The 23,904-nt window shown below is 62.2% G+C and carries 26 protein-coding genes and 1 riboswitch; of the genes, 15 read left to right on the forward strand and 11 right to left on the reverse strand.

What is annotated here, in order from left to right:
* Positions 1-2: 2 nt before the first annotated feature.
* Entirely contained in the window at positions 3-863 is an 861-nt protein-coding gene (locus tag IFT66_RS09730; RefSeq protein WP_199864801.1) for a tetrahydrofolate dehydrogenase/cyclohydrolase catalytic domain-containing protein, read from the forward strand.
* A 6-nt stretch (positions 864-869) separates the two neighbouring features.
* Here IFT66_RS09730 and IFT66_RS09735 read toward each other — a convergent pair whose 3' ends face one another.
* The 3 genes from IFT66_RS09735 to IFT66_RS09745 all read right to left on the reverse strand — a co-directional run bounded on the left by IFT66_RS09735 (position 870) and on the right by IFT66_RS09745 (position 3,772).
* The gene (locus tag IFT66_RS09735; RefSeq protein WP_192077485.1) at positions 870-1,655 is read right to left on the reverse strand and encodes an ABC transporter ATP-binding protein; all 786 of its coding nucleotides are present in this window, start codon (positions 1,653-1,655) and stop codon (positions 870-872) included.
* Positions 1,652-2,683 carry an iron chelate uptake ABC transporter family permease subunit gene (locus IFT66_RS09740; protein WP_192077486.1) on the reverse strand — a complete coding sequence of 344 codons (1,032 nt, stop codon included), beginning with the start codon at positions 2,681-2,683 and terminating at the stop codon, positions 1,652-1,654. Before IFT66_RS09740 ends, IFT66_RS09735 begins: the two co-directional genes overlap by 4 nt.
* A gap of 81 nt (positions 2,684-2,764) precedes the next feature.
* Positions 2,765-3,772 (reverse strand): ABC transporter substrate-binding protein, encoded by a 1,008-nt coding sequence (locus IFT66_RS09745; RefSeq protein WP_192077950.1) that lies wholly within the window; start codon positions 3,770-3,772, stop codon positions 2,765-2,767.
* 125 nt (positions 3,773-3,897) lie between these two features.
* Positions 3,898-4,092, reverse strand: a riboswitch (cobalamin riboswitch).
* Between the two features lie 293 nt (positions 4,093-4,385).
* Here IFT66_RS09745 and ftsZ point away from each other — a divergent pair.
* Positions 4,386-5,381 (forward strand): cell division protein FtsZ, encoded by a 996-nt coding sequence (gene ftsZ / locus IFT66_RS09750; RefSeq protein ID WP_192077487.1) that lies wholly within the window; start codon positions 4,386-4,388, stop codon positions 5,379-5,381.
* A 75-nt stretch (positions 5,382-5,456) separates the two neighbouring features.
* Here the strand turns inward: ftsZ and IFT66_RS09755 are convergent, their stop codons facing one another.
* The gene (locus IFT66_RS09755) at positions 5,457-8,018 is read right to left on the reverse strand and encodes a GcvT family protein (protein WP_192077488.1); all 2,562 of its coding nucleotides are present in this window, start codon (positions 8,016-8,018) and stop codon (positions 5,457-5,459) included.
* 174 nt (positions 8,019-8,192) lie between these two features.
* Between IFT66_RS09755 and IFT66_RS09760 the strand changes: the two genes are divergently transcribed.
* Positions 8,193-8,597: a hypothetical protein gene (locus tag IFT66_RS09760; RefSeq protein ID WP_192077489.1), complete on the forward strand. Its 405-nt coding sequence runs from the start codon at positions 8,193-8,195 to the stop codon at positions 8,595-8,597.
* Between the two features lie 62 nt (positions 8,598-8,659).
* Positions 8,660-9,136 carry a DUF3597 domain-containing protein gene (locus tag IFT66_RS09765; RefSeq protein WP_062455081.1) on the forward strand — a complete coding sequence of 159 codons (477 nt, stop codon included), beginning with the start codon at positions 8,660-8,662 and terminating at the stop codon, positions 9,134-9,136.
* Positions 9,137-9,260: 124 nt separating this feature from the next.
* Here the strand turns inward: IFT66_RS09765 and IFT66_RS09770 are convergent, their stop codons facing one another.
* Positions 9,261-9,638: a hypothetical protein gene (locus IFT66_RS09770; protein WP_192077490.1), complete on the reverse strand. Its 378-nt coding sequence runs from the start codon at positions 9,636-9,638 to the stop codon at positions 9,261-9,263.
* A gap of 54 nt (positions 9,639-9,692) precedes the next feature.
* Between IFT66_RS09770 and IFT66_RS09775 the strand changes: the two genes are divergently transcribed.
* Entirely contained in the window at positions 9,693-11,105 is a 1,413-nt protein-coding gene (locus IFT66_RS09775; RefSeq protein ID WP_192077491.1) for an FAD/NAD(P)-binding protein, read from the forward strand.
* Positions 11,106-11,156: 51 nt separating this feature from the next.
* On the opposite strand, the gene IFT66_RS09780 is transcribed toward IFT66_RS09775, so the two are convergent.
* Positions 11,157-11,465 carry a hypothetical protein gene (locus tag IFT66_RS09780; protein ID WP_062455075.1) on the reverse strand — a complete coding sequence of 103 codons (309 nt, stop codon included), beginning with the start codon at positions 11,463-11,465 and terminating at the stop codon, positions 11,157-11,159.
* A gap of 151 nt (positions 11,466-11,616) precedes the next feature.
* On the opposite strand from IFT66_RS09780, the gene dinB reads away from it, so the two are divergent.
* The 5 genes from dinB (at position 11,617) to IFT66_RS09805 (ending at position 14,761) form a co-directional block, all read left to right on the forward strand.
* Positions 11,617-12,711: a DNA polymerase IV gene (gene dinB, locus IFT66_RS09785; RefSeq protein ID WP_192077492.1), complete on the forward strand. Its 1,095-nt coding sequence runs from the start codon at positions 11,617-11,619 to the stop codon at positions 12,709-12,711.
* 51 nt (positions 12,712-12,762) lie between these two features.
* On the forward strand, positions 12,763-13,512 hold the full coding sequence (locus tag IFT66_RS09790) for a DNA polymerase III subunit epsilon (RefSeq protein WP_192077493.1): 750 nt from the start codon (positions 12,763-12,765) through the stop codon (positions 13,510-13,512).
* Between the two features lie 28 nt (positions 13,513-13,540).
* On the forward strand, positions 13,541-13,858 hold the full coding sequence (locus IFT66_RS09795; RefSeq protein ID WP_192077494.1) for a hypothetical protein: 318 nt from the start codon (positions 13,541-13,543) through the stop codon (positions 13,856-13,858).
* A gap of 72 nt (positions 13,859-13,930) precedes the next feature.
* Positions 13,931-14,512, forward strand: coding sequence for a 2'-5' RNA ligase family protein (locus IFT66_RS09800; RefSeq protein WP_192077495.1), 582 nt, complete (start codon positions 13,931-13,933; stop codon positions 14,510-14,512).
* A gap of 6 nt (positions 14,513-14,518) precedes the next feature.
* Positions 14,519-14,761 (forward strand): hypothetical protein, encoded by a 243-nt coding sequence (locus tag IFT66_RS09805; protein ID WP_192077496.1) that lies wholly within the window; start codon positions 14,519-14,521, stop codon positions 14,759-14,761.
* Positions 14,762-14,824: 63 nt separating this feature from the next.
* Here the strand turns inward: IFT66_RS09805 and IFT66_RS09810 are convergent, their stop codons facing one another.
* Complete coding sequence (locus IFT66_RS09810) at positions 14,825-15,307, reverse strand: pyridoxamine 5'-phosphate oxidase family protein (RefSeq protein WP_062455064.1); 483 nt, start codon at positions 15,305-15,307, stop codon at positions 14,825-14,827.
* Between the two features lie 216 nt (positions 15,308-15,523).
* Between IFT66_RS09810 and IFT66_RS09815 the strand changes: the two genes are divergently transcribed.
* Both IFT66_RS09815 and IFT66_RS09820 read left to right on the forward strand, forming a co-directional pair.
* Positions 15,524-15,742: a hypothetical protein gene (locus IFT66_RS09815; protein ID WP_062455061.1), complete on the forward strand. Its 219-nt coding sequence runs from the start codon at positions 15,524-15,526 to the stop codon at positions 15,740-15,742.
* Positions 15,743-15,824: 82 nt separating this feature from the next.
* Positions 15,825-16,541 (forward strand): SDR family oxidoreductase, encoded by a 717-nt coding sequence (locus IFT66_RS09820; RefSeq protein WP_249406414.1) that lies wholly within the window; start codon positions 15,825-15,827, stop codon positions 16,539-16,541.
* Between the two features lie 10 nt (positions 16,542-16,551).
* On the opposite strand, the gene IFT66_RS09825 is transcribed toward IFT66_RS09820, so the two are convergent.
* Positions 16,552-17,391 (reverse strand): helix-turn-helix transcriptional regulator, encoded by an 840-nt coding sequence (locus IFT66_RS09825; protein WP_192077498.1) that lies wholly within the window; start codon positions 17,389-17,391, stop codon positions 16,552-16,554.
* Between the two features lie 98 nt (positions 17,392-17,489).
* Here IFT66_RS09825 and IFT66_RS09830 point away from each other — a divergent pair, with 98 nt between their 5' ends.
* Entirely contained in the window at positions 17,490-18,374 is an 885-nt protein-coding gene (locus tag IFT66_RS09830; protein WP_192077499.1) for an SDR family oxidoreductase, read from the forward strand.
* Between the two features lie 29 nt (positions 18,375-18,403).
* Here the strand turns inward: IFT66_RS09830 and IFT66_RS09835 are convergent, their stop codons facing one another.
* The 3 genes from IFT66_RS09835 to IFT66_RS09845 all read right to left on the reverse strand — a co-directional run bounded on the left by IFT66_RS09835 (position 18,404) and on the right by IFT66_RS09845 (position 21,676).
* Positions 18,404-19,660, reverse strand: coding sequence for an arsenic transporter (locus tag IFT66_RS09835; RefSeq protein WP_192077500.1), 1,257 nt, complete (start codon positions 19,658-19,660; stop codon positions 18,404-18,406).
* 20 nt (positions 19,661-19,680) lie between these two features.
* Positions 19,681-20,940 carry an MFS transporter gene (locus IFT66_RS09840; RefSeq protein ID WP_113109833.1) on the reverse strand — a complete coding sequence of 420 codons (1,260 nt, stop codon included), beginning with the start codon at positions 20,938-20,940 and terminating at the stop codon, positions 19,681-19,683.
* Positions 20,941-21,097: 157 nt separating this feature from the next.
* Positions 21,098-21,676 (reverse strand): hypothetical protein, encoded by a 579-nt coding sequence (locus IFT66_RS09845; RefSeq protein ID WP_192077501.1) that lies wholly within the window; start codon positions 21,674-21,676, stop codon positions 21,098-21,100.
* Positions 21,677-21,812: 136 nt separating this feature from the next.
* Between IFT66_RS09845 and IFT66_RS09850 the strand changes: the two genes are divergently transcribed.
* Both IFT66_RS09850 and IFT66_RS09855 read left to right on the forward strand, forming a co-directional pair.
* Complete coding sequence (locus IFT66_RS09850; RefSeq protein ID WP_192077502.1) at positions 21,813-22,475, forward strand: response regulator transcription factor; 663 nt, start codon at positions 21,813-21,815, stop codon at positions 22,473-22,475.
* Positions 22,472-23,854, forward strand: a complete 1,383-nt coding sequence (locus IFT66_RS09855; RefSeq protein ID WP_192077503.1) for a sensor histidine kinase — start codon at positions 22,472-22,474, stop codon at positions 23,852-23,854. Before IFT66_RS09850 ends, IFT66_RS09855 begins: the two co-directional genes overlap by 4 nt.
* Positions 23,855-23,904 lie beyond the last annotated feature (50 nt).

Below are 23,904 nucleotides of genomic sequence, written 5' to 3' on the forward strand. Positions count from 1 at the left end.
GCGTGACCCTGCCGAGAATGACCGCAACACTGCTGGATGGCGAAGCCCTTGCCGCCCGGCTGCGGCGCGAGATGGCAGCAGAGGTTGCCGGTCTTCGCGCGCGCGGCATTGCGCCGAAGATGGTGACGGTGCTGGTGGGAGACGATCCGGCCAGCGCCACCTATATCGGTCGCAAGCACGCAGACTGCGCCGAAGTCGGTATCGAAGCGATCGACCTGCGCCTTCCCTCGGATACGACCACCGAAGCCCTGCTCGAACGGATTGCCGCCGTCAATGCCGACCCCGCCATTTACGGGCAGATGGTGCAACTGCCGCTGCCGCCTGACATCGACGAGACGAAGGTGATGACCGCCGTGTCGCCGGCCAAGGATATCGACGGCCTGCATCCGCAAAACCTCGGCCTCCTTCTGGCGGGAAAGCCGGGCCTCCTGCCCTGTACCCCGGCCGCCATCCTCGCGCTTTTGCAGGGCAATGCCGTTCCGCTTGCCGGCCGCCGGGTGGCCATCATCGGCCGCGGCCAGCTCGTCGGGCGCCCGCTCGCCATGCTCCTCTCGGCCAAGGGAATCGATGCGACGGTGACCCTGCTGCATAGCGGCTCGCGGGATATCGCCGAGGACGTCAGGCGCGCCGATATCGTCATCGCCGCCCTTGGCCAACCCGGTTTCGTCACCGCAGACATGGTCAAGCCCGGTGCCGCCGTCGTCGGCGTCGGCATCAGCTACGGCACCGATGGATCGATGATCTCGGATGTGGCAGCCGATGTCGCTGAGGTCGCAGGCTGGGTGACACCGCCGCACGGTTCGGTTGGCGCGCTCACGCGTGCGATGCTCTTGCGCAACCTCCTGCAGATCGCCGCCGCCTAGACTGGCTCACATCAGGAACTGGATATGCAGCCGGCCGTGATGCGGTGATGTCGAAACATGGGCTTCAACGCCGAACACGTCGGCGATCATCTGCTCGGTCAGAATATCGGTAGGCGAACCGCAGGCGACCAGCCGTCCCTCCGAAAGCACGGCGATCACATCGCAGAACCGGGCGGCGAGGTTGAGATCGTGGATCGCGACGACCGTCGTCAGCGGCAGCTCCGAGACGAGCCGCAGGATGTCGATCTGGTGCTGGATGTCGAGATGGTTGGTGGGTTCGTCGAGGATCAGCACCGACGGCGACTGTGCGAGCGCCCGGGCCAACTGCACGCGCTGACGCTCTCCCCCCGACAGCGTATGCCAGAACTGCTCGCAGCGATCATCCAGCCCGACGCGCACCAAGGCTTCGGTCACGATCCGGTCGTCCTCTTGCGTCCACGGCGACAGCGCCGACCGGTATGGCGTGCGTCCAAGCCGGACCACGTCGATGACGGTGACATTTGCTTCGGTTGCCGAATGCTGTTCGACAACGGAAACGCGCCGGGCGAGCTCGCGTCGTGCGAAACCGCTCATCGGCTTTCCGTCGAGCGTGACCTTGCCGGCGGCGGGCGCCCTCAGACCCGCCAGCAGTCGGATCAGTGACGACTTGCCGGAACCATTAGGCCCGATCAACCCGAGCGTCCGGCCCTCATCGACCGAAACCGTCACTTCATCGACGATCACCTTGCGCCCGGCAAGCCACCGGACGGCGGTTGCGGCCAAGACCGGGGCGGAGACGGGATCGGTTGTCATGCGACCCTCCTTGCCCGGTAGAGAATGACGCAGAAGAAGGGAACGCCGACCAGCGCCGTCACCACCCCGATCGGCAGGATCTGCGGTGCGATAACGATGCGCGACACGATATCGGCGAGCACCATGAACAACGCTCCGATCAGCGCACAGGCTGGCAGAAGCCGGATATGGCCGGGACCGACGATAAACCGGGCCGCATGCGGGATGACCAGCCCGACAAAGCCGATCGCACCCACCATGCTGACGATCGTCGCCGTCATCAGCGCCGTGACGAGCAGCAGCACCACGCGGACCCGCCGGACGGCGATGCCGAGCGAACGGGCCGCATCCTCGCCGAAGGTAAACGCATCGAGCGCTCGCGCATGCCAGATGCAGACGATGAGCCCGATGGTGACGACCGATGCAGCCAGCGTCACCTCCGGCCAGCGGACGCCGGCAAGGCTGCCGAGCAGCCAGAACATCACGCTGCGCGCCTGTTCGGCATTGGCAGAGGTCGAGACAATGTAGGAGGTGAGCGCATTGAACAATTGCGAGGCGGCAACCCCGGCAAGAATGGTCCGGTCCGCCGTCTGGCGTCCGCTCGACAGCATCACCACGAAGACAAAGGCGATCAGCGCGCCGACAAAGGCTCCGGCGGAAAGCGAGATCGCGCCCGCGCCAAACCCGAGCAGCATGACGCTGACCGCACCGGTCGATGCTCCAGCCGAAATGCCGAGAACATAGGGTTCGGCCAGCGAGTTCCGCAGCAGCGACTGCAGGATCGCCCCCGACAGCGCCAGTCCGGCGCCGCAAAACGCCGCGACCAGCGACCGTGACAGGCGATAATCCCAGATCACCGCTTCCTGGATGCGCGGCAGTGCCATGGCGGTCAGACCGAGCCGGTTCGTCACCGCCGCAATCGTCGTCTCCATGGGAATGGTCATCTCACCGATCGCCACACCGGCGACGATGGCGACGAGAAGCGCTGAGAGCACCAGGAACACGCCTGCGGCACCTAGCGCCCAACGTCCGATACGGGATCGCGTCACTTGGGGCGCCTGGGCAGGTCGGGCAAATTCGCCTCATCGACGATGGCGGAAAAAGGGAAAGATATCATCTCCCGCCGCACCCTAGTTCGCAAGGCCGAAGGACTGGATGTCCCGGGCGAGTGTCTCGATGCCCTCGATCGTGCGGATCGTCGGGTTCATCGACTGGGCGTCCATCATCACGAAACGTCTGTTTTTCACAGCGTCCAGCTGGCTGACGACGGGATCGGTTTCGAGGAACTTGATCTTCACGGCCGGATCATCCGCGGCATAGCGGCGACGGTCCATGGTGGCGACGACGATGACGGAGGGGTTGGCCTCAGCAATCGTTTCCCAGCCCACCAGCGGCCATTCTTCTTCCGTCGTCACCACATTGCGGGCGCCGATCGTTTGAAGGATGTAGGCCGGTGCGCTGTTCTTGCCGGCGATAAAGGCATCGCCCTTGGTTTCCTTGCTGGAATACCAGAAGACGATCGGCAGGTTCTTCGTCTCCGCGCCCTTGATCGATGCGACGGCTGCGGCTTCGCGCCGTTTCAGGTCTGCGATCAGGGCGGTACCCTTATCCTCGACATCGAAGATCTTCGAAAGCTCTGAAATTTCGCGGTAGATCAGGTCCATCTTGAACAGTTCGTTGCGAACGCCATCCCCGCCATCGACATTGGTCTTCGCGACGCAATCGGCGGGCGAGACATAGGTGTTGATGCCGAGATCGGAAAACTGCTCGCGCTTGCCGACGGATCCCATCGGCCCGACATGCCACTCGAACTCCGCAGCGACCAGATCCGGTTCGAGACTGACGACCGATTCAAAGCTCGGGTCGTTGTCGGCAAGCCGTTTGATCTTCGCATCAACTCCGGCATAGGGCAAAAGCACCGGCCCGACCCAGACGGCAGTGCCCGCCACCTTCTCGGCCAACCCGAGCGAATAAAGCACTTCGGTCATGCCCTGACCGATCGAAACGATCTTCTCGGGCGCTTTTTCGAACGTGACGGGGCGGCCGCAATTCTCGATCGTCAGCGGGTAGCTGGTCGGCGCGGCAAAGGCGAATGTGGGAAGTGCCGCAACTAAGGCGGCGATAAGCCCTGACTTCATGTCCTGTCCTTTGGTGATCGGAAAAAAGGGCAGGACGAGGCCGCAGAACGGCTCGACGTCGACATGGCGCACGAGCGCATTGCTTGCGTCATAATCATCTCCCTGCCGGAACCCCTCGTCCGGTGTTGGTTGTCCATGCCACGGCAGGTCTCCTGACTTGCGGCTCGAACGCCTTCCATCGCCTTCCCGATCGGATGATCAGTGGTATCGATGGCTGGCTCGCCGCTTACAGTTGCGAGGGCAGTCGCGGACTTGGCCCGAAAGCCTCACCGCATTCCCTTTTCATCTGCGATTGCAGAACCGTAGCGCCCCAACTGATAGGGAACACGCCGATGCTTGTCCAGAGCGATCCCCGCGCGATCTCTGCCGTTGCCGAATGTAATAATATAACATACCAATTTACGCAACGGTCTATTTTGGATTGGTCGCGACCGTCGTGAGGCGCTCAATTCAGGGATGCTGTACATTAAATTGCGATGACATCGCCCTCACCCTACTCCTGCCTCTTTGGCCTGACAGCGCTCTGGTCTATGACCTTGCGGACAGATAGCCTGCGGGGCGATTCGCCGTCCTTCTGGTATGGGACGACCGGAAGGAGCTGAAGGAGACGAAGATGACGGATATTAAGAGCGGCTTGACCGAATTGAAACCGCAGATAACCGTGATCGGTGTCGGAGGCGGTGGCGGTAACGCGATCAACAACATGATCACGGAAAATCTCCACGGCGTGGAATTCATCGCCGCCAATACGGATGCCCAGGTTCTGGCAACATCCAAGGCGTCGCGCCGAATCCAGCTGGGTGCGCAGGTGACCGAAGGTCTCGGTGCTGGCTCGCTGCCGGATATCGGCCGCGCGGCCGCCGAAGAGTCGATCGACGAGATCATGGATCATCTCGCCGGCTCGCACATGTGCTTCGTCACCGCCGGCATGGGCGGTGGAACTGGAACCGGCGCTGCGCCAGCGATTGCACGCGCAGCACGCTCTGCCGGCATCCTGACGGTCGCGGTTGTCACAAAACCCTTCTCGTTCGAAGGGCATCGCCGCATGAAGACGGCCAACGAGGGTATCGAAGCCCTGCGTGAAGCCGCCGATACGGTCATCGTCATTCCGAACCAGAACCTGTTTCGCATTGCCGACGCCAAGACCAGCTTCGCCGACGCCTTCATGATCGCGGACCGCGTGCTTTTTTCGGGCGTCAGCTGCATCACCGACCTGATCGTCAAGGAAGGCCTGATCAACCTCGACTTCGCCGACGTGAAATCGGTGATGAAGGGCATGGGTCGTGCGATGATGGGAACCGGCGAGGCATCCGGCGATGGCCGCGCGCTGATCGCCGCCGAAGCCGCAATCGCCAATCCGCTGCTCGACGACATCTCGATGAAGGGCGCCAAGGGCGTGCTCATCTCGATCTCAGGCGGTACCGACATGACACTGTTCGAAGTCGATGAAGCTGCGAGCCGCATCCGTGACGAAGTCGAAGCCGAGGCCGACATCGTCGTCGGCGCGATCTTCGACAAGAACCTCGACGGCAAGTTCCGCGTGTCGGTCGTCGCAACCGGCCTCAACGGCAACCAGCAGGGCTCTTCGTCCTCTACTGCGCAGTACTAAGACCAGACTCAGCCAATAAAAAAACGCTCCGTGGATATCCGCGGAGCGTTTTTTGTTTGTCGGACCCGAAGCCGGTCAGCTTCTCGGCTTGAGGTTCTCAGGATCATAGAGCGGCTTGTAACCGACCGCTGCGACTTCCACCGGGAAGGCCTCGTTGAAATAATCCACCGTCAGTTTCCGGCCGACCTGGCAATGCGACCAGGGCAGATAGGCGAGCGCGATGTTCCGGCCGATGGTCGGGCCGTAGGCGATCGAGGTCGTATAGGAACGCCGTCCAAGGTCGTCGATTAGAACCTCGCCCGTGTCCGGATCCATCACCGGCAGCGAGCCGACCGGATAGCGGGCGACACCGGACGCATCGACATTGTCGGTCATCACGAGCGTGCAGAGCATCGCCGGCTGATGGTCGCGGGCCTTGTATTCGAGATGTTTCGCCTTGCCGCAGAAATCCGCTTCCTTGACCTTCGGACGGGCAAGATCGGCCTCGATCAGGTTGTACTGGGTCAGGAGATCGCCGTTCTGCAGGCGCAGGCTCTTTTCCAGGCGGCGTGAGTTGGCATAGGTCTCGACGCCGAAGGCCATCACGCCGGTGGCACGCAGCGCATCCCAGACGGCAACGCCGTCCTCGTATTTCATATGCAGTTCCCAGCCCTGCTCGCCCACATAGGAGATGCGGAACGCCGTGACATGCTTGCCGGCGATCTCGATCGGCTTGATCGCGGCGAAGGCGAAGTTCTCGACATCGAGACCTTCAGGGTCGGCCACGACCTTCTTGAGGTTTTCGCGAGCGTTCGGGCCCCAGATGCCGATGGTGATGAACTTTTCCGAGACATCGGTAATGGTGACGTCGAGGCCACGATCCTGCGCGACACGCTTCATGTAGAGCAGGTCCCGCGGCCCGGCATCGGCGCCGTTGACGAGACGGCCGCGATCAGCCAGGCGGAAGACGGTGAAATCGGCCCGCACCATGCCCTCGTCGTCGAGGAAGTGGGTGTAGATGCCCTTACCGATATTGCCGTCGCCGCCGATCTTGGCCGCACACAGCCATTCGAGCAGCTCGACATGATCGGGCCCCTCTATATCGACCATGTGGAAATGCGAGAGGTTGACGATGCCGCAATCCTCGCTCATCGCCAGATGCTCGGCATTCGACACGCGCCAGAAGTGGCGGCTGTCCCACTCGTTTTCGCGCGTCGGAACCCGGTCGCCGTATTTCTCCAGCAGATGCTCGTTGGCGGCGTAACCGTGGGCACGCTCCCAGCCGCCGAGCTCCATGAAGTAACCGCCCAGTTCCTTTTCGCGATCGTGGAACGGCGAGCGCTTGGCGCCGCGGCCCGTCGCATAGGGTTCGCGCGGATGAACGGCCGGGAAATAGATCTTCTGGGCAGCCTCGAAGGTGCGGCCCTCGATGAACTCTTCCGTCAGCTGATGCGGATAGAAGCGCGCGTAATCGATCGAGTTGTGGTCGATCTCGGTGCGGCCATCGGTCATCCAGTCGGCGATCAGCTTGCCATAGGCTGGGCCGTCCTTGACCCAGATGGCAACGCAGTACCAGAGCCCGCGCACCTTCTGGCTTTCGCCGCAGGAGGCACCGCCGCCGGCCGACACCTGCAAGAGACCGTTGAACGAATGCCCTTCGTTATAGCCGAGCTCGCCGAGGATCGGCGTCAGCTCGATCGCCTTTTCCAGCGGCTCGATGATCTGTTCCATGTCGAGATCGCGCTGCGACGGCGACAGCCGCGCTTCGTGCTTCTCAAGAATGTCGCGGGGATGACAGAGGCGCGGATGGGTGGTCTCGTAATAACCCCACTCGATCTGCCCGCCTTCGGTCGTCTTCGGATCGCCGGTGTCGCGCATATAGGCCGAATTGCCCTGGTCGCGCAAAAGCGGATAGCCGATTTCCTTGCCGGTGCCTTCGAACTCGTTATAGGGCCCGAAAAAGGTCAGCGGATGATCGACCGGCATGACCGGCAGATCCTCGCCCGCCATCTCGGCAATCAGCCGGCCCCAGATGCCGGCGCAGACGACGACATGGTCGGCCATGATCGTGCCGCGGTGGGTGACGACGCCCTTGATGCGGCCGCCCTCGATAATCAGAGACTGCGCCGCCGTATTGCCGAATACCTTGAGCTTTCCGGCCTTCTCGGCGGCGTCCACCAGCTTGCCGGCGACTGTCTGCGAGCGCGGAATGACGAGACCGGCATCCGGATCAAACAGACCGCCCTGCACCTGATCTTCCTCGATCAGCGGGAACATCGCCTTGATCTCGGACGGCGAGACGTAATGCGCCCGGGTGCCGAAGGCCTTGGCAGAGGTCAGCTTGCGCTTGATCTCTTCCATCCAGGCATCGTCGCCGGTGCGCGCGACTTCGAGACCGCCGATGCGGGCGTAGTGCCCCATCTTCTCGTAGAAATCGATCGAATACTGGGTGGTCCAGACCGACAGGTAGTCATGGCTGGTCGTGTAGCAGAAGTCCGAGGCATGCGCGGTCGACCCGATATCGGTCGGGACCCCAGACTTGTCGATGCCGACGATATCGTCCCAGCCGCGCTCGACAAGGTGATGCGCGATCGACGCACCGACGATGCCACCGAGCCCGATGATGACGACCTTAGCCTTTTGCGGAAATTCTGCCATTGCATGCCCCAACCGAGTGAAGCCGCGATACTAGAGGGACAGACGCGACAGGTCACCTCAGATTACGACATCAAAAACTGTTGCAGCGCCACGCACGCCCGAAGAGGTATATGAGGAACTTCTTGGCCCCTTCTCCTGTTTAGCACTCGATAAAATGGTAACAGGGGCAATCACATGAAATTCAGAGCATTGAAGGCGGTGACCGCTGTCGGTCTTGCCTGCCTGATGCTGGCGGGCTGCGTCAGCGAAGGCGGCACCTACACCGAGTACCGTTCGTCCGATCGCTACGACCGGTTCAACCGTTACGACGGTCCGAACTACCGTTACCGTCATCACCGCGACCGCGATCGCCACCACGGCCGTCACGACGGCCGCCGGCCCGACCGTGACAACGATCGCCCGCACCGGGACTGGAACCGCGGCGACCGCCCGGAGCGCCCCGGCTACATCCGCAACGACCGAGACGGCCGCAATGATCGGGGTGGTCGCGATGGCCGTGACCGTTCCAGCGGTCGTGGCGGACCGGACCGTTCAGACCGCGGCTCAGGCGGCGATCGCGTCGTCGTCCCGCAGAACTAAAGTGATCCGTCATCGACGCGATCTCGTACCATGTATGGCATAAACCAACGGAGGAACTATCCATGAGCATATTCAGCAAGATCAAGGACGCCATCTTCGGTCATCCTGCAGCAGCAGCACCGGCTTCGCCAACAGGCGCCGAGCCGACACCGACGTCCATGGCAACGCCAGAACCTGCTGCGACGACGGCCCCGCCGGTCGGCGGAACAGCCCAGGCTGCTCCGAAGACCGCAGGCGCACCGCCGGTCGCAACTCCAGGCTCGACCTCTGCCACGATGCAGACCGTCGATATCGCACCGGTCCTCGACGCAGCCGTCAAGAAGAGCGGCCAGAAGCTCGACTGGAAGCATTCGATCGTCGACCTGATGAAGGCCCTCGGCATGGACGCAAGCCTTTCGGAGCGCAAGGAACTGGCCGACGAACTCGGCTACACCGGCGACCAGAGCGATTCCGCCACGATGAACATGTGGCTGCACAAGGCGCTGCTGAAGAAGCTGTCCGAAAACGGCGGCAAGGTGCCTGCCGAACTTCTCGACTAATGGTTTCGGGCGCTCCACTGCGGGCGCCCGAACTTCTATCTCATGAAAACTGCTTGCGATTCCCGTCATCCGGACGGTTGAGACATGACGAAGGCCCGGCTGAGACCGGCTTCCGCGTCATGTCTCAGTAGGCGAGAGACGTACTCCAGAGAAAAATGTCCTGCTGGTCGGTATCCGTCAGTCGATCGGCATCAGTCTCCTCGACCTTCTGCGTCTCGAGCCGTGGCAATGCCTCAGCTTCTTCTTTTCGGTCACCGGCCAACTGCCCTGTCGATCCGAACAGATCGATCCCAAATATCGAAAAGCCGCCACCAATCATCACGCTCTCCATTCCTTCCCGATCTTTGATGTGTAATGTCGCGTCAGAGGGAGTCGTGAACAATATTGCCTGCGAGAACACTGGACTAAATTTAGCCGCGCCAAGGGATAAACGTGCTCCGTTTCCGATGCCTAGGAAAAAGCCCGTTTTTGCAAGCGCAGCGCCTATCGATTTTTGATTCAACGACGTACCGTGCGAGTTTAAAAGAGCGGCCGCGTCTAACCGAAGTGACTGACAGTGACAGCATCGACGACGTCTGAACGGCCTGAACCAACACGATCTTCAATCGCCATTATCGGCGGCGGCGTGACCGGGGCAGCGGTCGCTTACCATCTGGCGACCGGCCACAAGGCGGACGCCGTCGACATCACCATTTTCGAGCCGCGTGCCGAAATCGGCAGGGGCCTCGCGTACGATACGCGGGACCCGGTGCACCGGATCAACGTCCCGGCAACGCGAATGAGCATACTTCCTGGCGATCCCGAGCATTTTTCGAGATGGATGGAAACGACCGGCTCCGTTGCGGAGGATGAGGCGGCATTTCGCGCTGATGGCAACGTGTTTCCGCGCCGGGGCATCTTCGGAAACTATGTCCTGTCCAACCTTCAACCTCTTTTGGCATCCGGAGCCGTCCGCCATATCTGCGCCGCGGTGACCGGCGTCGAAAAGCGGCACGACCAATGGCATGTCACCGATACCACCGGGCAGACGCTGGTTGCCGATATCCTGGTGATCGCTGCCACCCACCCTGCTCCGGTTGCCCCACGCTCCTTGAGACGACTGGCCGAGCATCCGCGCTATGTCGCGGACCCGACAGCGCCGAACGCATTGGCGCCGATCCGGGCCGACGATCGGGTCCTCGTCGTCGGCAACGGGCTGACCTCCGCGGATGTCATCGCCTCGTTGAAGCGTTGCGGGCATAGCGGCAGCATTACTGCCCTTTCGCGCCGTGGCCTGCGCTCACGCGGACACGCCACCTTTGCGCAGGAACCGTTCGGCGACTTTCTCGACCATCCCGCCACAAGCGCATCCGAGATCCTGTACCGCGTGCGGGCCGCGATCAGGGAAGCGCAGGCAGAGGGTCAGACCTGGCATGCGGTTCTCGACCAGTTGCGCTCGCAAGGCGGCGGCATCTGGAAGCATCTGCCGCTCGAGGCACGCCGCCGGATCGTGCGACACCTGCGTCCCTATTGGGACGTCCACCGCTTCCGGATTGCGCCGCAGGTGGAAGACGTGCTCGACGCGGAGGCGGCAGCCGGCAGGCTCGACATCCTCGCCGCAGGCATCGTCGACGTCAGCACCGACGGAGACATCATCGATGTCACCATCAAGCGGCGCGGGAAGAATGGTGTCGAAGTCCGCCAGTTCGATGCCGTCGCGGTCACGACCGGCCCGGCCCACGGCAACGTGCTGCAGAGCCAGCAATGGCTGCGGCAACTCGGCGATCACGGCTTTCTGCACCTCGATCCGACGGGGCTTGGTCTTTCCTGCAACGAGCAGTCCAACGCGATAGACGCGGATGGCAAGTCCGAACCAAGGCTTTTCATCGCCGGACCGCTGGCACGCGGTCATTTTGGCGAGCTGATGGGCTTTCCGCAGGTTGCGGAACATGCGCTGCTCGTCGCCGATTCGATTGCAGCAAACCTCTGAGCTCACCGCCATACGGAGCCGGCTGAGAGCCGGCCCCTCGGTTCACTGAAATCAGCGGCCGGTGACCCGTATCGCGCCTGCTTCGCCAAAACTCTTCTGCACCGCCGCCATCTTGCTCTCGGTGATATCCGCCGAAACCTCGATCTCGCCCTCCAGCGGGCCATCGGTGCGCTCTCCGCCATCATGCGACGCATCGCCACCCGACGGAGCGGATCCGACCGTGTTGTCGGCACCGACGGACTGGATGAAGATATCCGGACGCGAGATACCGTGCTGCTGAACCAGATGTTCGACCGCAAGGTCTGCGGCCGCACGGGTGTCGAAAGTCGCTCGAATGGTTGTCGTGCTGTCGTCAGCCATGAAACTGTCTCCTGTTGATAGATCACCAGAAGCAAACGCCTTCAAAGCCCGCTTGTTTCCCTCATGCACAGGAAGCTGGGCAGAGAGCTTGGATATTTGTCGCAAGACTGCTATGTTCTCTTTTTGTTTCTATCTCATCCAGCAAACTCGCATGAATGTCACGGTTCCCATATCCACCCGCAAGATCATCCATGTCGACATGGATGCGTTCTATGCATCCGTCGAGCAGCGCGACAATCCTGACCTGCGCGGCAAGCCGCTGGCGGTCGGCGGTTCCGCGGCACGCGGCGTGGTGGCCGCCGCAAGCTACGAGGCACGCGTGTTCGGCGTCCACTCCGCCATGCCCTCCGTCACTGCCAAGCGCAAATGCCCGGATCTGATCTTCGTGCCGCCGCGCTTCGAGGTCTACAAGTCGGTGTCCCGGCAAATCCGCGAGATCTTTGCGGAATACACGCCGCTGATCGAACCCCTGTCGCTCGACGAAGCCTATCTCGACGTTACCGAGAACCTGAAGGGCATGGAGATCGCCACCGAGATCGCGCTGGAGATCCGTGCCAAGATCAAGCAGGTCACCGGCCTCAATGCATCGGCCGGCATCTCCTACAACAAGTTCCTCGCCAAGATGGCAAGCGACCTCAACAAGCCGAACGGCCAGGCCGTGATCACGCCAAAGAACGGTCCGGGCTTCGTGGAATCGCTGCCTGTCAAGAAATTCCACGGCGTCGGGCCGGCGACTGCCGAGCGGATGAAGAAATACGGCATCGAGACCGGTGCCGACCTCAAGTCGAAGTCGCTGCAGTTTCTCGCCGAAAGTTTTGGCAAATCCGGACCCTATTTCTACGGCATCGCACGCGGCATCGACGAGCGCCAGGTGCGTCCCGACCGCATCCGCAAATCCGTCGGCGCCGAGGATACGTTCGTTGAGGATATCGACGCCCTCGACCTCGCCACGGCCGAACTGAAGCCGCTCGCCGAAAAGGTCTGGCGCCACTGCGAAGCGCATCGCATTTCGGGCAAGACCGTCACCGTGAAGATCAAATATTCCGACTTCACCCAGGCGACACGCAGCCGCACGGCGTCCCTCCCCTATGCAAGCGTCGCGGAAGTGCTGGCGGCGGCATCCGGGCTCCTGGCTACCGTCTACCCTTTCCGGCGTTCGGTAAGGCTGCTGGGCGTATCCCTCTCTTCGTTGGTCGGCGCCGGGCCGGATGACGTGGAACAACCGCAGCTCGGTCTCGATTTATAATCGACAAGCACACAAAGAGCGCGGCCAATAAGCGTCGACAAGGACTTCGACATGAGCAATCCCACCATCCGCGTCATCGACCTTGAGACCGGCGGCAACGGACCGAACGACGTCTGCGAGATCGGCTGGCAGGATGTCACCCTAGGGGCAGACGGAAGATGGCAGATTAACGAGGACCGCGGTGCGCTTCTGGTCAATCCCGGCCGTCCGATGTCGCCCGACACGATCGCGATCCATCATATCCTCGACAGCCATGTCGCCGACGCGCCGTTCTGGAAGGATATCGCACCGACTGTCCTGCGTCCCCCGCACCGGATCGAAGCGCTTGCCGCCCATCGCGCCGCCTTCGAACAGCGATACTGTACACCGCGGCTAACGGGCGGCCTGCCCTGGATCTGCACCTGGAAATGCAGCCTGCGGGTCTGGCCCGAACTGCCGCGGTTCTCCAACCAGATGCTGCGCTACCTGCGCATGCCCGAAGGTCTGGTCCACGAGATCGGCCTGCCGGCGCATCGCGCCATGCCTGATGCCTATGTCACGGCGCACCACCTGCGCGACCTCCTCAACGAGGCATCACTCGAAGAACTCCTGGCCTGGAGCAGCGAGCCGGGTCTGCTGCCGCGCGTGCCGTCAGGCGCGGATCGCGGCAAGACCTGGGACCGAATCAGCGAAGATGCGCTTCGGGACCTCGCGGAAGACCGGGATATCGATATCCGCTTCAGCGCCCGCACCGAACTGACGCGCCGCGGTGAACAACCACAGCCCGCCGCCGTTGACCCGCCACAGGGGACGCTCCTGTAATCGGTATGGCGAAAACCGGGGTTGGACGATGAGCGAGACGTATCCTGACACACCCGACGGCAAATACTTCGTCGTCCGCGGCAGGCTCTGGCGTCGAAGCAACCCGGCGCTGGACGCGGAGACGCGTCAACGCCTGGTCTCGGACCTGATGTCGGCACGCCGGGCCGTCCGCGATGCGAAAGGCAAACCCGACGCGATGGCCGAAGCGCGCCGGCGGGTCGACGATGCCAAGGTTCAGCTTGGCGAACGCGGCCCTGTCTGGTGGGATGACGGCGAGCCCGATCTCAACCGGCAGATGGCCAAGAACACGCCCTATGCGGACTGGTTCGCGAAACTGAAGGATTGATATCGCGGGCCCGGATCCCAGATCTCGGCTTCAAAGACCCGTTCGAAACCTGGCCCGGAAGGTTCAATCCCAGTGAAGACGCTTCAGCCGCTGATCCTGACAGCCCGTATTGCGGAAGGCGACAAAGCGCCTTTCGATCTGTTGCGGAAAACCCATTTCCCGCCGGACCGGAATTTCCTCGATGCGCATCTGACGATGTTTCATCGGCTACCCGGCGAATATACGGAGCGGATCGTCGAGCACCTCAAACGGGTCGCCGAGGCTGGGTCATCGATCAAAGCCGAGGTCAGCGGCGTCCGCCATCTCGGTGCGGGCGTCGCCTTCACGATCGACAGTGCCGCGCTTCAGGATGTGCGAGCCCGGTTGAAGGAGGCCTTCCTACCATGGCTCGGTCCGCAGGATATGCAGAAATGGCAGCCGCATATCACGATCCAGAACAAGGTATCGAAGGACCGGGCCGACCGGCTGTATCAGCAGCTCCGCGCGACGTTTCAGCCTCACACCATCGAGATTACAGGTGTTGATCTGTGGAAATACCTCAATGGACCCTGGCAGCATGAATCCTCCGCGATATTTGCGGAAGATCGAGACGCCGTTGTTTTCGGTCGCGATCAGAGCGAGTGTGCCGGCGTCCAAAGCCATATCAAGGAATGAAAACTGATGCCCGGAGCGTTCAAATCTATCTTCGTCCTCGCCTTCGATCTCGATGAGAGAGGGCAGACCGTTCCGGCGTTCGCGGTAAGGGAAGCACAAGACGAGACGGCTGCGATCGATGAGGCCCGCGAACTCGGCGATCGACATGCCGGAGCGGTTGTCTGGAAGCGCGAGGCATCGCCAGCTGTCGGGGAGGAAGGCGAACCGGTGATTATCTTTGAAACCGGAACGATCGGCGATTTCAACTGAGACGCCAGCCCGTCTATTCGGGCCGCAGAAGAATGGCGGACGGTTGCCCGTCCGCCATGAAGATTACATCTGAACCTTGGCATTGTCGCCCATGTCGGGCTTCGAACTGGAAACGGCGGCTGCCGCCATCTTGATGTAGCTGATGACTGTGCCAGGGCTATCCCAGTATTCCGCTGCTGACGGCGTGATCTTCAGGACGCGGATCGAAGGATCCTCGGGGCTGTCCCACCAGGCCTTTGCCGGTGTCGCCCAGAGGTCGCGGATCTTCTCGCGATCGTTCTGCACTTCTGCCGTCGCCGAAATGGACACGTATTTCTGGCCCTTGGAATCGGCAAACGCCAGGCAAACGTTCGGGTAGCGCGCGATTTCCTCGTCCTTGTGGCTTGCCACATCCGTCAGGAAGTAGAACGCATTCTCAAGACGCTCCGCATAGGCCGCCATCGGACGTGCCCGCAGATCCGTACCCGACTGGGTCGTGAGCATGCAAAATCCGATCTTTTCCGCAAGGTCCCAGACCTTCTCGTGTTCGTCTTCGATGTGAGCCATGCGATTTCTCCTTTTGATGACGCGGGTCAACTGGCGAGCTTGGCTTCTGTTCCAGACCCGCCGATATCTTGCACCGGAAACGTGCAGCGGCAGGAACAGGATGACCGGGGCGCCGTTAATCTAACTCAAGGTCCGATCTCGTGAGCGCCTGCAACGGCGCTTGAACGAGGTTGAGGCGACTTGGCAGACACTGACGAAACGGGAAGGAACCGGTTCATGACCGATCAGGAAACCTCGACCAAGAAACTCGCGATGAAATATCTCGAACTCGGCGGCACGCGCCGTGCAAAGCTCGACGACAATATCGCCGACGTCCGCAAGTGGGATGACGAACCGGCCGAGGCAGACGAGTTCTGGAAGACGCAGATCGAACCGCTCGAAGCCGCGCGCCTGCGCGAAGTCGAAACCCATCTTCCGACCATCAACTCAGACTAACGACGCCTACCCATTACCGTGGAGTTCGGGCATAGTGCGATGAAGAAGCGACCTACACGCGCGTATCTCGGATATGTCAGACATGGCCGGCACTGAAACCAGTCTTCTCGCATCGCTGCCGAACGGGTTCCGGGCGGCAGTGATCGGGGCAAGCGGCGGTATCGGTTCCGCGATCTGCGAGTGTCTGCAGAACGAGCCGCATCTCGGCGAACTGATCGCCTTTTCCCGCAGCCGCGACGGTCTGGACTTCGCCGACGAGACGAGCGTGGCGGACGCCGCAGGCTCGATCTCGGCAAAGCCGATCCACCTCCTCGTCTGCGCGACCGGCATCCTGACAACCGATGGCCGTGGGCCGGAAAAGTCCCTGCGGCAACTCGATCCCGAAACGATGATGGCGCAGTTCCGCACCAACGCCGTCGGCCCGGCGCTCGTCGCGAAACATTTCCTCCCGCTGCTTGATCGCGAAACCCGCTCGATCGCCGCATTCCTGTCGGCCCGCGTCGGATCGATCGGCGACAACAGGCTCGGCGGCTGGGTGTCCTACAGATCGGCCAAGGCGGCGCTCAACCAGATCGTCCGCACCGTCGCGATCGAGTACAGCCGCACCCACCCGGCAGCGGTCATCACCGCGATCCATCCGGGCACGGTCCGCACGGGTCTCTCAGACCCCTATTCACGCGGTCACAACACGGTCAACCCGGAACAGGCGGCAGCGTCGATCCTCTCAACGCTCAACAGTCTCGCCCCGGAAAATTCCGGCTCCTTCGTCGCCTATGATGGAAGCAGTATTCCCTGGTAAGATAGAGCGGTCAGGGTTTAGCTGATGCCGCGCGCTCCGCGACGCGCTGCCGGATTCTCGCGGCCATCGCCGGATCGACCGGGTTGTAGACCATCATGCCGAGATCCGGCCGACCGTCGACGGAGAATGCGGAATATTCCAGCTCGACCGTGCCGAGATCCGGATGTTCGATCCGCTTCAGGCCATCGCTTTGAAGCCTCACGTCGTTTTCACCCCAGAATGCCGCAAATTCCGGACTGGACTTCGAGAGCTCGTCGACGAGATCCGAAACCTCCGACATTGCGCCGGCCCGCGCGGCATCGGCGCGAAAGGCGCCGACGACAAACCGGGCGAGCCCTTCCCAGTCATGTTGCTTGGCGCGGAGCGACGGGCTCGAGAAAATCTGTCGCAGGAGGTTTCGCTGGCCTTCGGGCAGTTTCCCGTAGTCGGTCAGAACCACGGCCGCCGCCGCATTCCACGCCACCACGTCCCATGTCGCGGTCTTGACGAAAGCGGGGCTCGCATCGAGCGTATCGAGCAAACGCTGGAGCCGTGGCGTAATCCCGTCCGTAGACTTGTAGCGAACCTCCGGCGGCCGTCCGAGACCGAGCATGAAAAGGTGTTCGCGTTCCGGCTCCGTCAGCATCAACCCGGAAGCGATCCGGTTCAGGACGTCAGCCGAGGGCGCGCCGCCGCGGCCCTGCTCGAGCCACGTGTACCAAGTCGGGCTGATATTGGCGCGTTGAGCAACCTCCTCCCGGCGAAGCCCCGGCGTCCGCCGTCTTCCCGAAAACCCGAAGGCACCAGGGTCGAGCCTCGTGCGGCGGTCTTTCAGAAACGCTGCCAATGAATTCGGCGTGATGTCCGGCATCGATACCCTGTTAGCAATTATACCCTGATACGGTCACTACTTTAACGGAATAACAAGAGCGCAGATAGTCCCGGTGTCAAAGCAACTGGAGAATGACAATGCGTGTATTTCTCACCGGTGCCACGGGCTTCATCGGCTCGGCGCTGGTTCCTGAACTTCTCGACGCGGGCCACGAAGTCATCGGCATGACCCGCTCGCAGGCAGGCGCCGAAAAGCTGATCGCATCAGGGGTCGAGCCACATCTGGCGACGCTCGAAGACCTCGAAAGCATAGAACGCGGCGCCCGGAATGCAGACGCTGTCATCCATACGGCGTTCGACCACAACTTCGAACGGTTCACCGAGAATTGCGAACAGGACCGGCGGGTCATCGAAGCGCTGGGATCAGCCCTTGCCGGTTCCGAACGCCCGCTGCTGATCACCTCTAGCATCGCGATGGGCGCGCGCGGCAAAGGCGAGCTCGCTGTCGAAGACGTCTTCGATACGGATCACCCAAACCCGCGCATTGCTTCTGAGCGCGCTGGAAACCGGCTTCTGGACGGAGGGATCAACGTCTCCGTGCTCCGTCTGCCGCAGGTCCACAACACGTTCAAGCAGGGCCTCATCTCGCCGCTCCTCGACATTGCCAGAGCAAAAGGCGTTTCAGCTTACGTGGGGGACGGAACGAACCGCTGGTCGGCCGGTCACCTTGGCGATGTTGCGCGCCTCTACCGCCTTGCCATAGAGAAAGCGGAACCCGGTGCGCGCTATCACGCGGTCGGCGAAGAAGGCGTGGAGATGCGCCTTATCGCGGTAGCGCTGGGTCGCGGCTTGAATGTCCCTGTTGTTTCCATCTCAGCCGACGAGGCTTCGGAGCATTTTGGCGCGATCGCACGGTTCGTCGGTCTCGACATGAGGGCATCGAGCGCAAAGACACAAGCAAAGCTCGACTGGCACCCGACCGGCCCGACGCTGATCTCCGACCTCGATGCGATGGTCTATTGATGGACTAGCCCGCAAAGCGCGCTAGCGCCTCATTGGATGAGGAGGACTGCAAGCGACAGGGCGAGCGCCGGAAGCATGACGACGGCGCCCAGCTTGAGAAAGCTCAGGGCGCCGATGTGCAACCCTTCGCGCTTCAGCGCCGTCAGCCACAGAATGGTCGCGAGCGACCCGGTAACCGAGAGGTTGGGGCCGAGATCGACGCCGATCAGCACCGCGCCGGCAATCTTGTCGGACACATGCGCCAGCTCCACGGCGCTTCCGGCAACGAGGCCGGCCGGCAGATTGTTGACGAGATTGGAGCCGAGCGCCACGACCGTGCCGGCGAACGCTGCCGTCTGGGCGGGATAAAGCGAGGCATTCTGGGTCAGCTGATGCGCCAATGCATCGATCAGGCCCGTCCGGTTCAGGGCTTCGACCACGACGAACAGGCCGGCGACGAGCGGCAGCACGCTCCAGGACACGCCCTTCAGCGTTTCGACAGGGCTCTGCCGGGTGATCGCGAGAACAGCCGCCGTCGCGATGCAGCCGGCCACAAAGGTGGGCAACCCGAGATCGAAATGCAGCGCCGATGCGCCGAGCAGCAGGACCGCCGTCGCGCACAAGGCAATCCCCGTCAGCCTTGCGCTATGCGACAGCGGCACGCTTTCAACCACGGGGGACACGCTGTCGGCCGCGATGGTCGAGCGCTGCGTCCAGTAAAGCGCGATAAACGTCACGACGATTGAGACGATCGAGGGAAGACCGAACGTGGCGAGCCAGCGCGACAGAGGCGGCATCGTTCCGCCGCCGAAGATCACCAGATTGGCCGGGTTGGAGATGGGCAGCACGAAGCTTGCGGCATTGGCGATGAAGGCGCAGATGAGAAGATAGGGCATCGGATCCTTCACCTTTGCCGTGCGGCACGCCGCATAAACGGCAGGCGTCAGCACGACCGCGGTCGCATCGTTCGAAAGGAACGCGGTGACGACGATGCCGACCCCATAGATCAGGACGAACAATCGCTTCGGCGAGCCTTTTGCATAGGCGGTCGCAATCGATGCCAGCCAGTCGAACAGCCCTTCTCGTCTCGCAAGTTCCGATAAGAGCATCATGCCGATCAGGAACAAGTAGACGTCGAGACCCTTGGCGACGCCGGCCCAGGCATCCCAGGGGGCGATCAGGCCGAACGCCAGAAGCAGCGATGCGCCAAGCACGGCCCATATCGCTTCCGGCCAGGCAAACGGCCGGGTAATGACGCCGAGCGCTGTCAGGCCGGCGATGCTCCAGGTCATGGTCAATGCGTTCATGGATGGTCCAACCGAAACGATTATGGTGCGACAGGGATCTCGCGATCGTCTCCTGCCTTGTTCGCACCTTTTTGGGAAGGGGCAATGCTCTTGCGCCCGGCGAGAAAGGCGGCAACGGCAAGCGCTGCAACGCCGCCATGCACCCAGTAGGCGAGCGCATAGCCGCCGACATCAGTCAGCCAGCCGGCCACCACATTGCTCAGCGATGCGCCGATGCCCTGAACGGTCATGACCGCAGCCAGTCCGACATTGAAACGACCGGTCCCCGCAAGGATCCGTTCCGCCGCAATCGGGGTCGCGATACCGATCAGGCCTGCGCCAACTCCATCGAGGATCTGCACCGGATAGATCACAGCGAAATTGCTAAAGGAGCCCGCAATCGCACCGCGGATCGGCAATGCAAGCAGCGCGATGAGGAAGACCGTCGCCAGCCCGAACCGCCGGATCAGGAAAGGCGCCGCTAAAGCCATGACGATCATCGACAGCTGCGACACGCCGGTCGTCACCGCCGTCGTCTGAAACGGCGTCCCGAGATGGATCGAGAAGTCCTGGGCAATGAGGCGGCTGATCGGCGCGTTGCCGAAGTGGAAGATCATCAGCGTCACGGCAAGCAGGATCAGCCCCTTGCTGCCCACTAGGACGGAATAGCCGGAGGGACCCGGCGCTCCATCGTCATGCGCCAGACCGCGCGCCGCGTTGTGATTGATCCGCTCCGGGTCGATCGCAAGCGCTGCCAGAATGGCGGCGACCGCCGTGACGATCATCAATCCGATGACACCGCTGACGCCGAAGTAGACCGTCGCTAAATAGATGCCGGCGAGCGAGACAACGTTGCCGAGATGGTTCCAGAATTCGTTTCGCGACACCTGACGGGAAAACGCCTTTTCGCCGACAAGGCCAAGCGTCAGCCCCATCAGCGCCGGACCGACGACGGCGCCAACGATGGCGGTTGCCGACTGGCCGCCGAACACCGATGCGTTTCCGGGGCTGGCAAGCGTCCACAAGGCTGCCGCCGTCACCAGGATCACCGGGATGATGATGAGCGTGCGTTTACGCTTGGAGGCATCCACCCACGCCCCAAACAGCGGCGTGGCGATCATTCCGAGTACACCGCCAAGCGTGGCGATGAAGCCGAGCGTCATCGGCGACCACCCGTGGGTGGCGAGAAACCCGTCGAGAAACGGTCCAAGCCCGTCGCGGGCGTCGGCGAGAAAGAAGTTGAGGACGGCAAGTGCCACCAGGGATCGATCAGTCAGGCCTGTCTGTAGGGTGGATCGCATGCCAGCCTCGCTTCATCATGCTACATGCTTGAAAATTGTGGCGTCCAACGCCGGTGGCGGACGCGGGGTTCCAGCGTGCCCGAAAGAAGATCGGGCAACGCTTTCCCGTTACAACCCTGCCGTCAGGGCTCCGCCACCAGGTTTTGCAACCAGGGCTTTACCCTTTTGGCGCAGGGGGTGTCGGCATATCACCGCGCGGACCGTCATGCGGAGGGTCGCCGGCCGGGCCATGAGGCGGAGGGCCGCCCGCCGGTCCGTGACGCGGAGGGCCGCCGGCCGGGCCGAGCGCTTCCATGCTGCCGTCCTGGCGAACGATATAGGTCGCGTGCAGGAAGCCGTTGTCGAAGCGACCCTGGACACTGACGGCTTCGTTGAGATCGACAAGCTTGCCGTCGTCACCCGATGGCCCGGTTTCAACCAGTGCCCGTCCGCTGTCGTCCTGAACGACGAACTTGTTGCCGAATACCTCGGCTACCGTCCCCTTAACCGTCACCAGGCTGTCCTCCTTGACGGCGGAGATGGCGACCGGGTTCATGGGCGCAAGCTCGACGCTGGGCCCGGTCAGCTTCATTGCGCCGGCTCCGGCTGCGGCCCCGATGGCAAGGATCGCCAAGGCAGTGACGCCGAAGGTTGCCATACGCCGGTTGCCGGTCTTGTGCGGGGGCTTGGGTGCATGCGGCTTGTCGGCCGGACCATCCTTCTGATCGACGGTCGTGTTGTTGTCCGAAATTGACATGGTCTTCTCCTGTTTCTGTATGCCAGGAGAGATTTATCAGTCGACGACCGATAACAGCCTGAACCTTGTGGTTCAGTTTGAGTTAAGCCTTGCCGCCATAGGACAGCGTCTCTCCACCACGGCAAACGGGTTGCACATGCGCGTACTTCTGGTCGAAGACGACACCGATCTTTCCAAACGCATCGCAGCCAGCCTGCGGGCCGAAAGTTTTGTCGTGGACATTGCAAAGAACGGCGAGGATGCCGAGCACGCAGGCCTGACCGAACTCTACGACGTTGCCGTTCTCGATCTGGGCCTACCGAAGATCGATGGCGTTTCGGTTCTGAAATCGTGGCGGGCCGCGGGCCGCACCCTCCCCGTCCTGATCCTGACCGCCCGCGACGGATGGCCGGACAAGGTCGAGAGCTTCAAGGCGGGCGCCGACGATTTCCTCACCAAGCCGTTCAAGATCGAGGAACTGGTGCTGCGCATGCGCGCCCTCGTCCGGCGCGCGACCGGCCATGCGTCCTCCAAGATTCTTTGCGGTCCGTTGGAGTTCGACGCCCAGCTCGGCACGTTCGAGTTCAACGGCCTGTCGCTGAAGCTGACCGCGCTGGAATGGCGCGTGCTCTCCTGCCTCATCCTGCGCAAGGACGTCATCGTCGATCGGCGCGAGCTGATCGAGCGCGTCTACGAAGGCGATGCCGAGGTCGATTCCAATTCGATCGAGGTGATCGTCGCGCGACTGCGCCGTAAGATCGGCGCGGAACTGATCGAAACGGTTCGCGGCCGCGGCTACATGCTGACGGCAGCGCCATGACCGGGCTCAACCTATCCGGCCAGGCGTCGATCGCCCGGCGGCTCGCCGGTTTTTCCATCATCTTCGTGACGGCGACGGTGATTGTCGCATCCGTCATTCTCTACCTGATCGTGGCGGGCGTGGTGAGGGAGCAGATCGATCAACGGCTTGACACCCAGATCGAGGGATTGCGAAATGCACTGACCACCGACAGCGCCGGCGACGTCGTCCTCTCTGCAGACCTCGACGGCCCGCCATTCGATCGTCCGCGCTCCGGATGGTACTGGCAGGTGTCCGACGATCAGACCCGCATAACCTCCCGCTCGCTGGCCGAGGAAACCCTGGAAAGCCCGCCTCGCCCTTTCGACTGGCGCCACGCGGCGAAGCCCAAGCCACTTCCGGCCGATCGTGTCGCCTTCCGCGACGAGACACTGTATCTGCGAACGCTGGAAACGATGGTCGGAGATCGGACGGTCGAGATCATTGCATCGGCGCCGCAATCCGCCCTGAGCGCACCCGCCGGGCGGGCATTGTTGTGGCTGGTTCCCGCCATGCTTCTTTTGGGTGGCGTGCTCGTCGGCGGCATCCTGCTGCAGGTCCGCTACGGGCTTCGACCGCTCAGACAACTGACCTTAGATATTGCATCCATTTCCGCAGGCGTTTTGCCGCGTTTGCCGGATCAGGACGTCGAGGAGTTGCAGCCCGCATCCCGCGAGATCAACCGCCTCGTGGACAAGAATGCCGAGAGGCTCGCCGAAACACGCCTGCATTTCGCAAACCTCGCGCACGGCCTGAAGACCCCCGTTGCAAGCCTGCAATTAGCCTTGAACGGCGCCAACGATCCCACCAACGAGATGCGCGATCTGGTCGACAGGATCGACCAGCGCATCCGCCATCATCTCGCCCGTGCCCGCAAGACTGCCTCCAGCGGCACCGTTTCGGCAACGCAGGTGAACCCCCGCATAGACGATCTCGTGCTTGTCATGTCGCGCATCCACGCCGACCGGGCCATCTCGGTGCAATGCACGATCGAGCCAGCGTTATCAGTTGCCTGTGCGGCCGAGGATTTCGACGAGATCGTCGGCAATCTCCTCGACAACGCGTTCAAATGGGCTGGCAGCCTTGTCGCGATCGATGCCCGCATGGACGGACGCTCGATCGTCATCACGCTCGAAGACGATGGCCCCGGCATCTCCAACGATACGATCGAGAAGGCATTTCTGCCGGGTGTGCGGATGGATGAGACGGTCGCTGGAGATGGGTTCGGCCTGACGATCGCCAATGAACTCGCACAGCTCTATGGCGGAAAGATTGCGCTTCGCAATCAAGACGATAAGGGACTGCGCCAAACCATCACATTGCCGAAAACGGCTACAGGATCGTCACCCGTTGCAGCTTGAACCGTCTTCTCCCCCGACCCTGGAACAACAATGACCGCCCCGTTTCCGGA

Source organism: Rhizobium sp. CFBP 13726 (assembly GCF_014841925.1).
GTDB classification, from domain to species: domain Bacteria; phylum Pseudomonadota; class Alphaproteobacteria; order Rhizobiales; family Rhizobiaceae; genus Neorhizobium; species Neorhizobium soli.

What these genes read in the sequence shown, in the direction of transcription:
- IFT66_RS09735 (WP_192077485.1), bottom strand. Translation starts at nt 1,655, where the DNA reads ATGACAACCGATCCCGTCTCCGCCCCGGTCTTGGCCGCAACCGCCGTC.
- IFT66_RS09745 (WP_192077950.1), bottom strand. Translation starts at nt 3,772, where the DNA reads ATGAAGTCAGGGCTTATCGCCGCCTTAGTTGCGGCACTTCCCACATTC.
- ftsZ (WP_192077487.1), top strand. Translation starts at nt 4,386, where the DNA reads ATGACGGATATTAAGAGCGGCTTGACCGAATTGAAACCGCAGATAACC.
- IFT66_RS09755 (WP_192077488.1), bottom strand. Translation starts at nt 8,018, where the DNA reads ATGGCAGAATTTCCGCAAAAGGCTAAGGTCGTCATCATCGGGCTCGGT.
- IFT66_RS09760 (WP_192077489.1), top strand. Translation starts at nt 8,193, where the DNA reads ATGAAATTCAGAGCATTGAAGGCGGTGACCGCTGTCGGTCTTGCCTGC.
- IFT66_RS09765 (WP_062455081.1), top strand. Translation starts at nt 8,660, where the DNA reads ATGAGCATATTCAGCAAGATCAAGGACGCCATCTTCGGTCATCCTGCA.
- IFT66_RS09780 (WP_062455075.1), bottom strand. Translation starts at nt 11,465, where the DNA reads ATGGCTGACGACAGCACGACAACCATTCGAGCGACTTTCGACACCCGT.
- dinB (WP_192077492.1), top strand. Translation starts at nt 11,617, where the DNA reads ATGAATGTCACGGTTCCCATATCCACCCGCAAGATCATCCATGTCGAC.
- IFT66_RS09790 (WP_192077493.1), top strand. Translation starts at nt 12,763, where the DNA reads ATGAGCAATCCCACCATCCGCGTCATCGACCTTGAGACCGGCGGCAAC.
- IFT66_RS09795 (WP_192077494.1), top strand. Translation starts at nt 13,541, where the DNA reads ATGAGCGAGACGTATCCTGACACACCCGACGGCAAATACTTCGTCGTC.
- IFT66_RS09805 (WP_192077496.1), top strand. Translation starts at nt 14,519, where the DNA reads ATGCCCGGAGCGTTCAAATCTATCTTCGTCCTCGCCTTCGATCTCGAT.
- IFT66_RS09810 (WP_062455064.1), bottom strand. Translation starts at nt 15,307, where the DNA reads ATGGCTCACATCGAAGACGAACACGAGAAGGTCTGGGACCTTGCGGAA.
- IFT66_RS09815 (WP_062455061.1), top strand. Translation starts at nt 15,524, where the DNA reads ATGACCGATCAGGAAACCTCGACCAAGAAACTCGCGATGAAATATCTC.
- IFT66_RS09820 (WP_249406414.1), top strand. Translation starts at nt 15,825, where the DNA reads ATGGCCGGCACTGAAACCAGTCTTCTCGCATCGCTGCCGAACGGGTTC.
- IFT66_RS09825 (WP_192077498.1), bottom strand. Translation starts at nt 17,391, where the DNA reads ATGCCGGACATCACGCCGAATTCATTGGCAGCGTTTCTGAAAGACCGC.
- IFT66_RS09830 (WP_192077499.1), top strand. Translation starts at nt 17,490, where the DNA reads ATGCGTGTATTTCTCACCGGTGCCACGGGCTTCATCGGCTCGGCGCTG.
- IFT66_RS09835 (WP_192077500.1), bottom strand. Translation starts at nt 19,660, where the DNA reads ATGAACGCATTGACCATGACCTGGAGCATCGCCGGCCTGACAGCGCTC.
- IFT66_RS09840 (WP_113109833.1), bottom strand. Translation starts at nt 20,940, where the DNA reads ATGCGATCCACCCTACAGACAGGCCTGACTGATCGATCCCTGGTGGCA.
- IFT66_RS09845 (WP_192077501.1), bottom strand. Translation starts at nt 21,676, where the DNA reads ATGTCAATTTCGGACAACAACACGACCGTCGATCAGAAGGATGGTCCG.
- IFT66_RS09850 (WP_192077502.1), top strand. Translation starts at nt 21,813, where the DNA reads ATGCGCGTACTTCTGGTCGAAGACGACACCGATCTTTCCAAACGCATC.
- IFT66_RS09855 (WP_192077503.1), top strand. Translation starts at nt 22,472, where the DNA reads ATGACCGGGCTCAACCTATCCGGCCAGGCGTCGATCGCCCGGCGGCTC.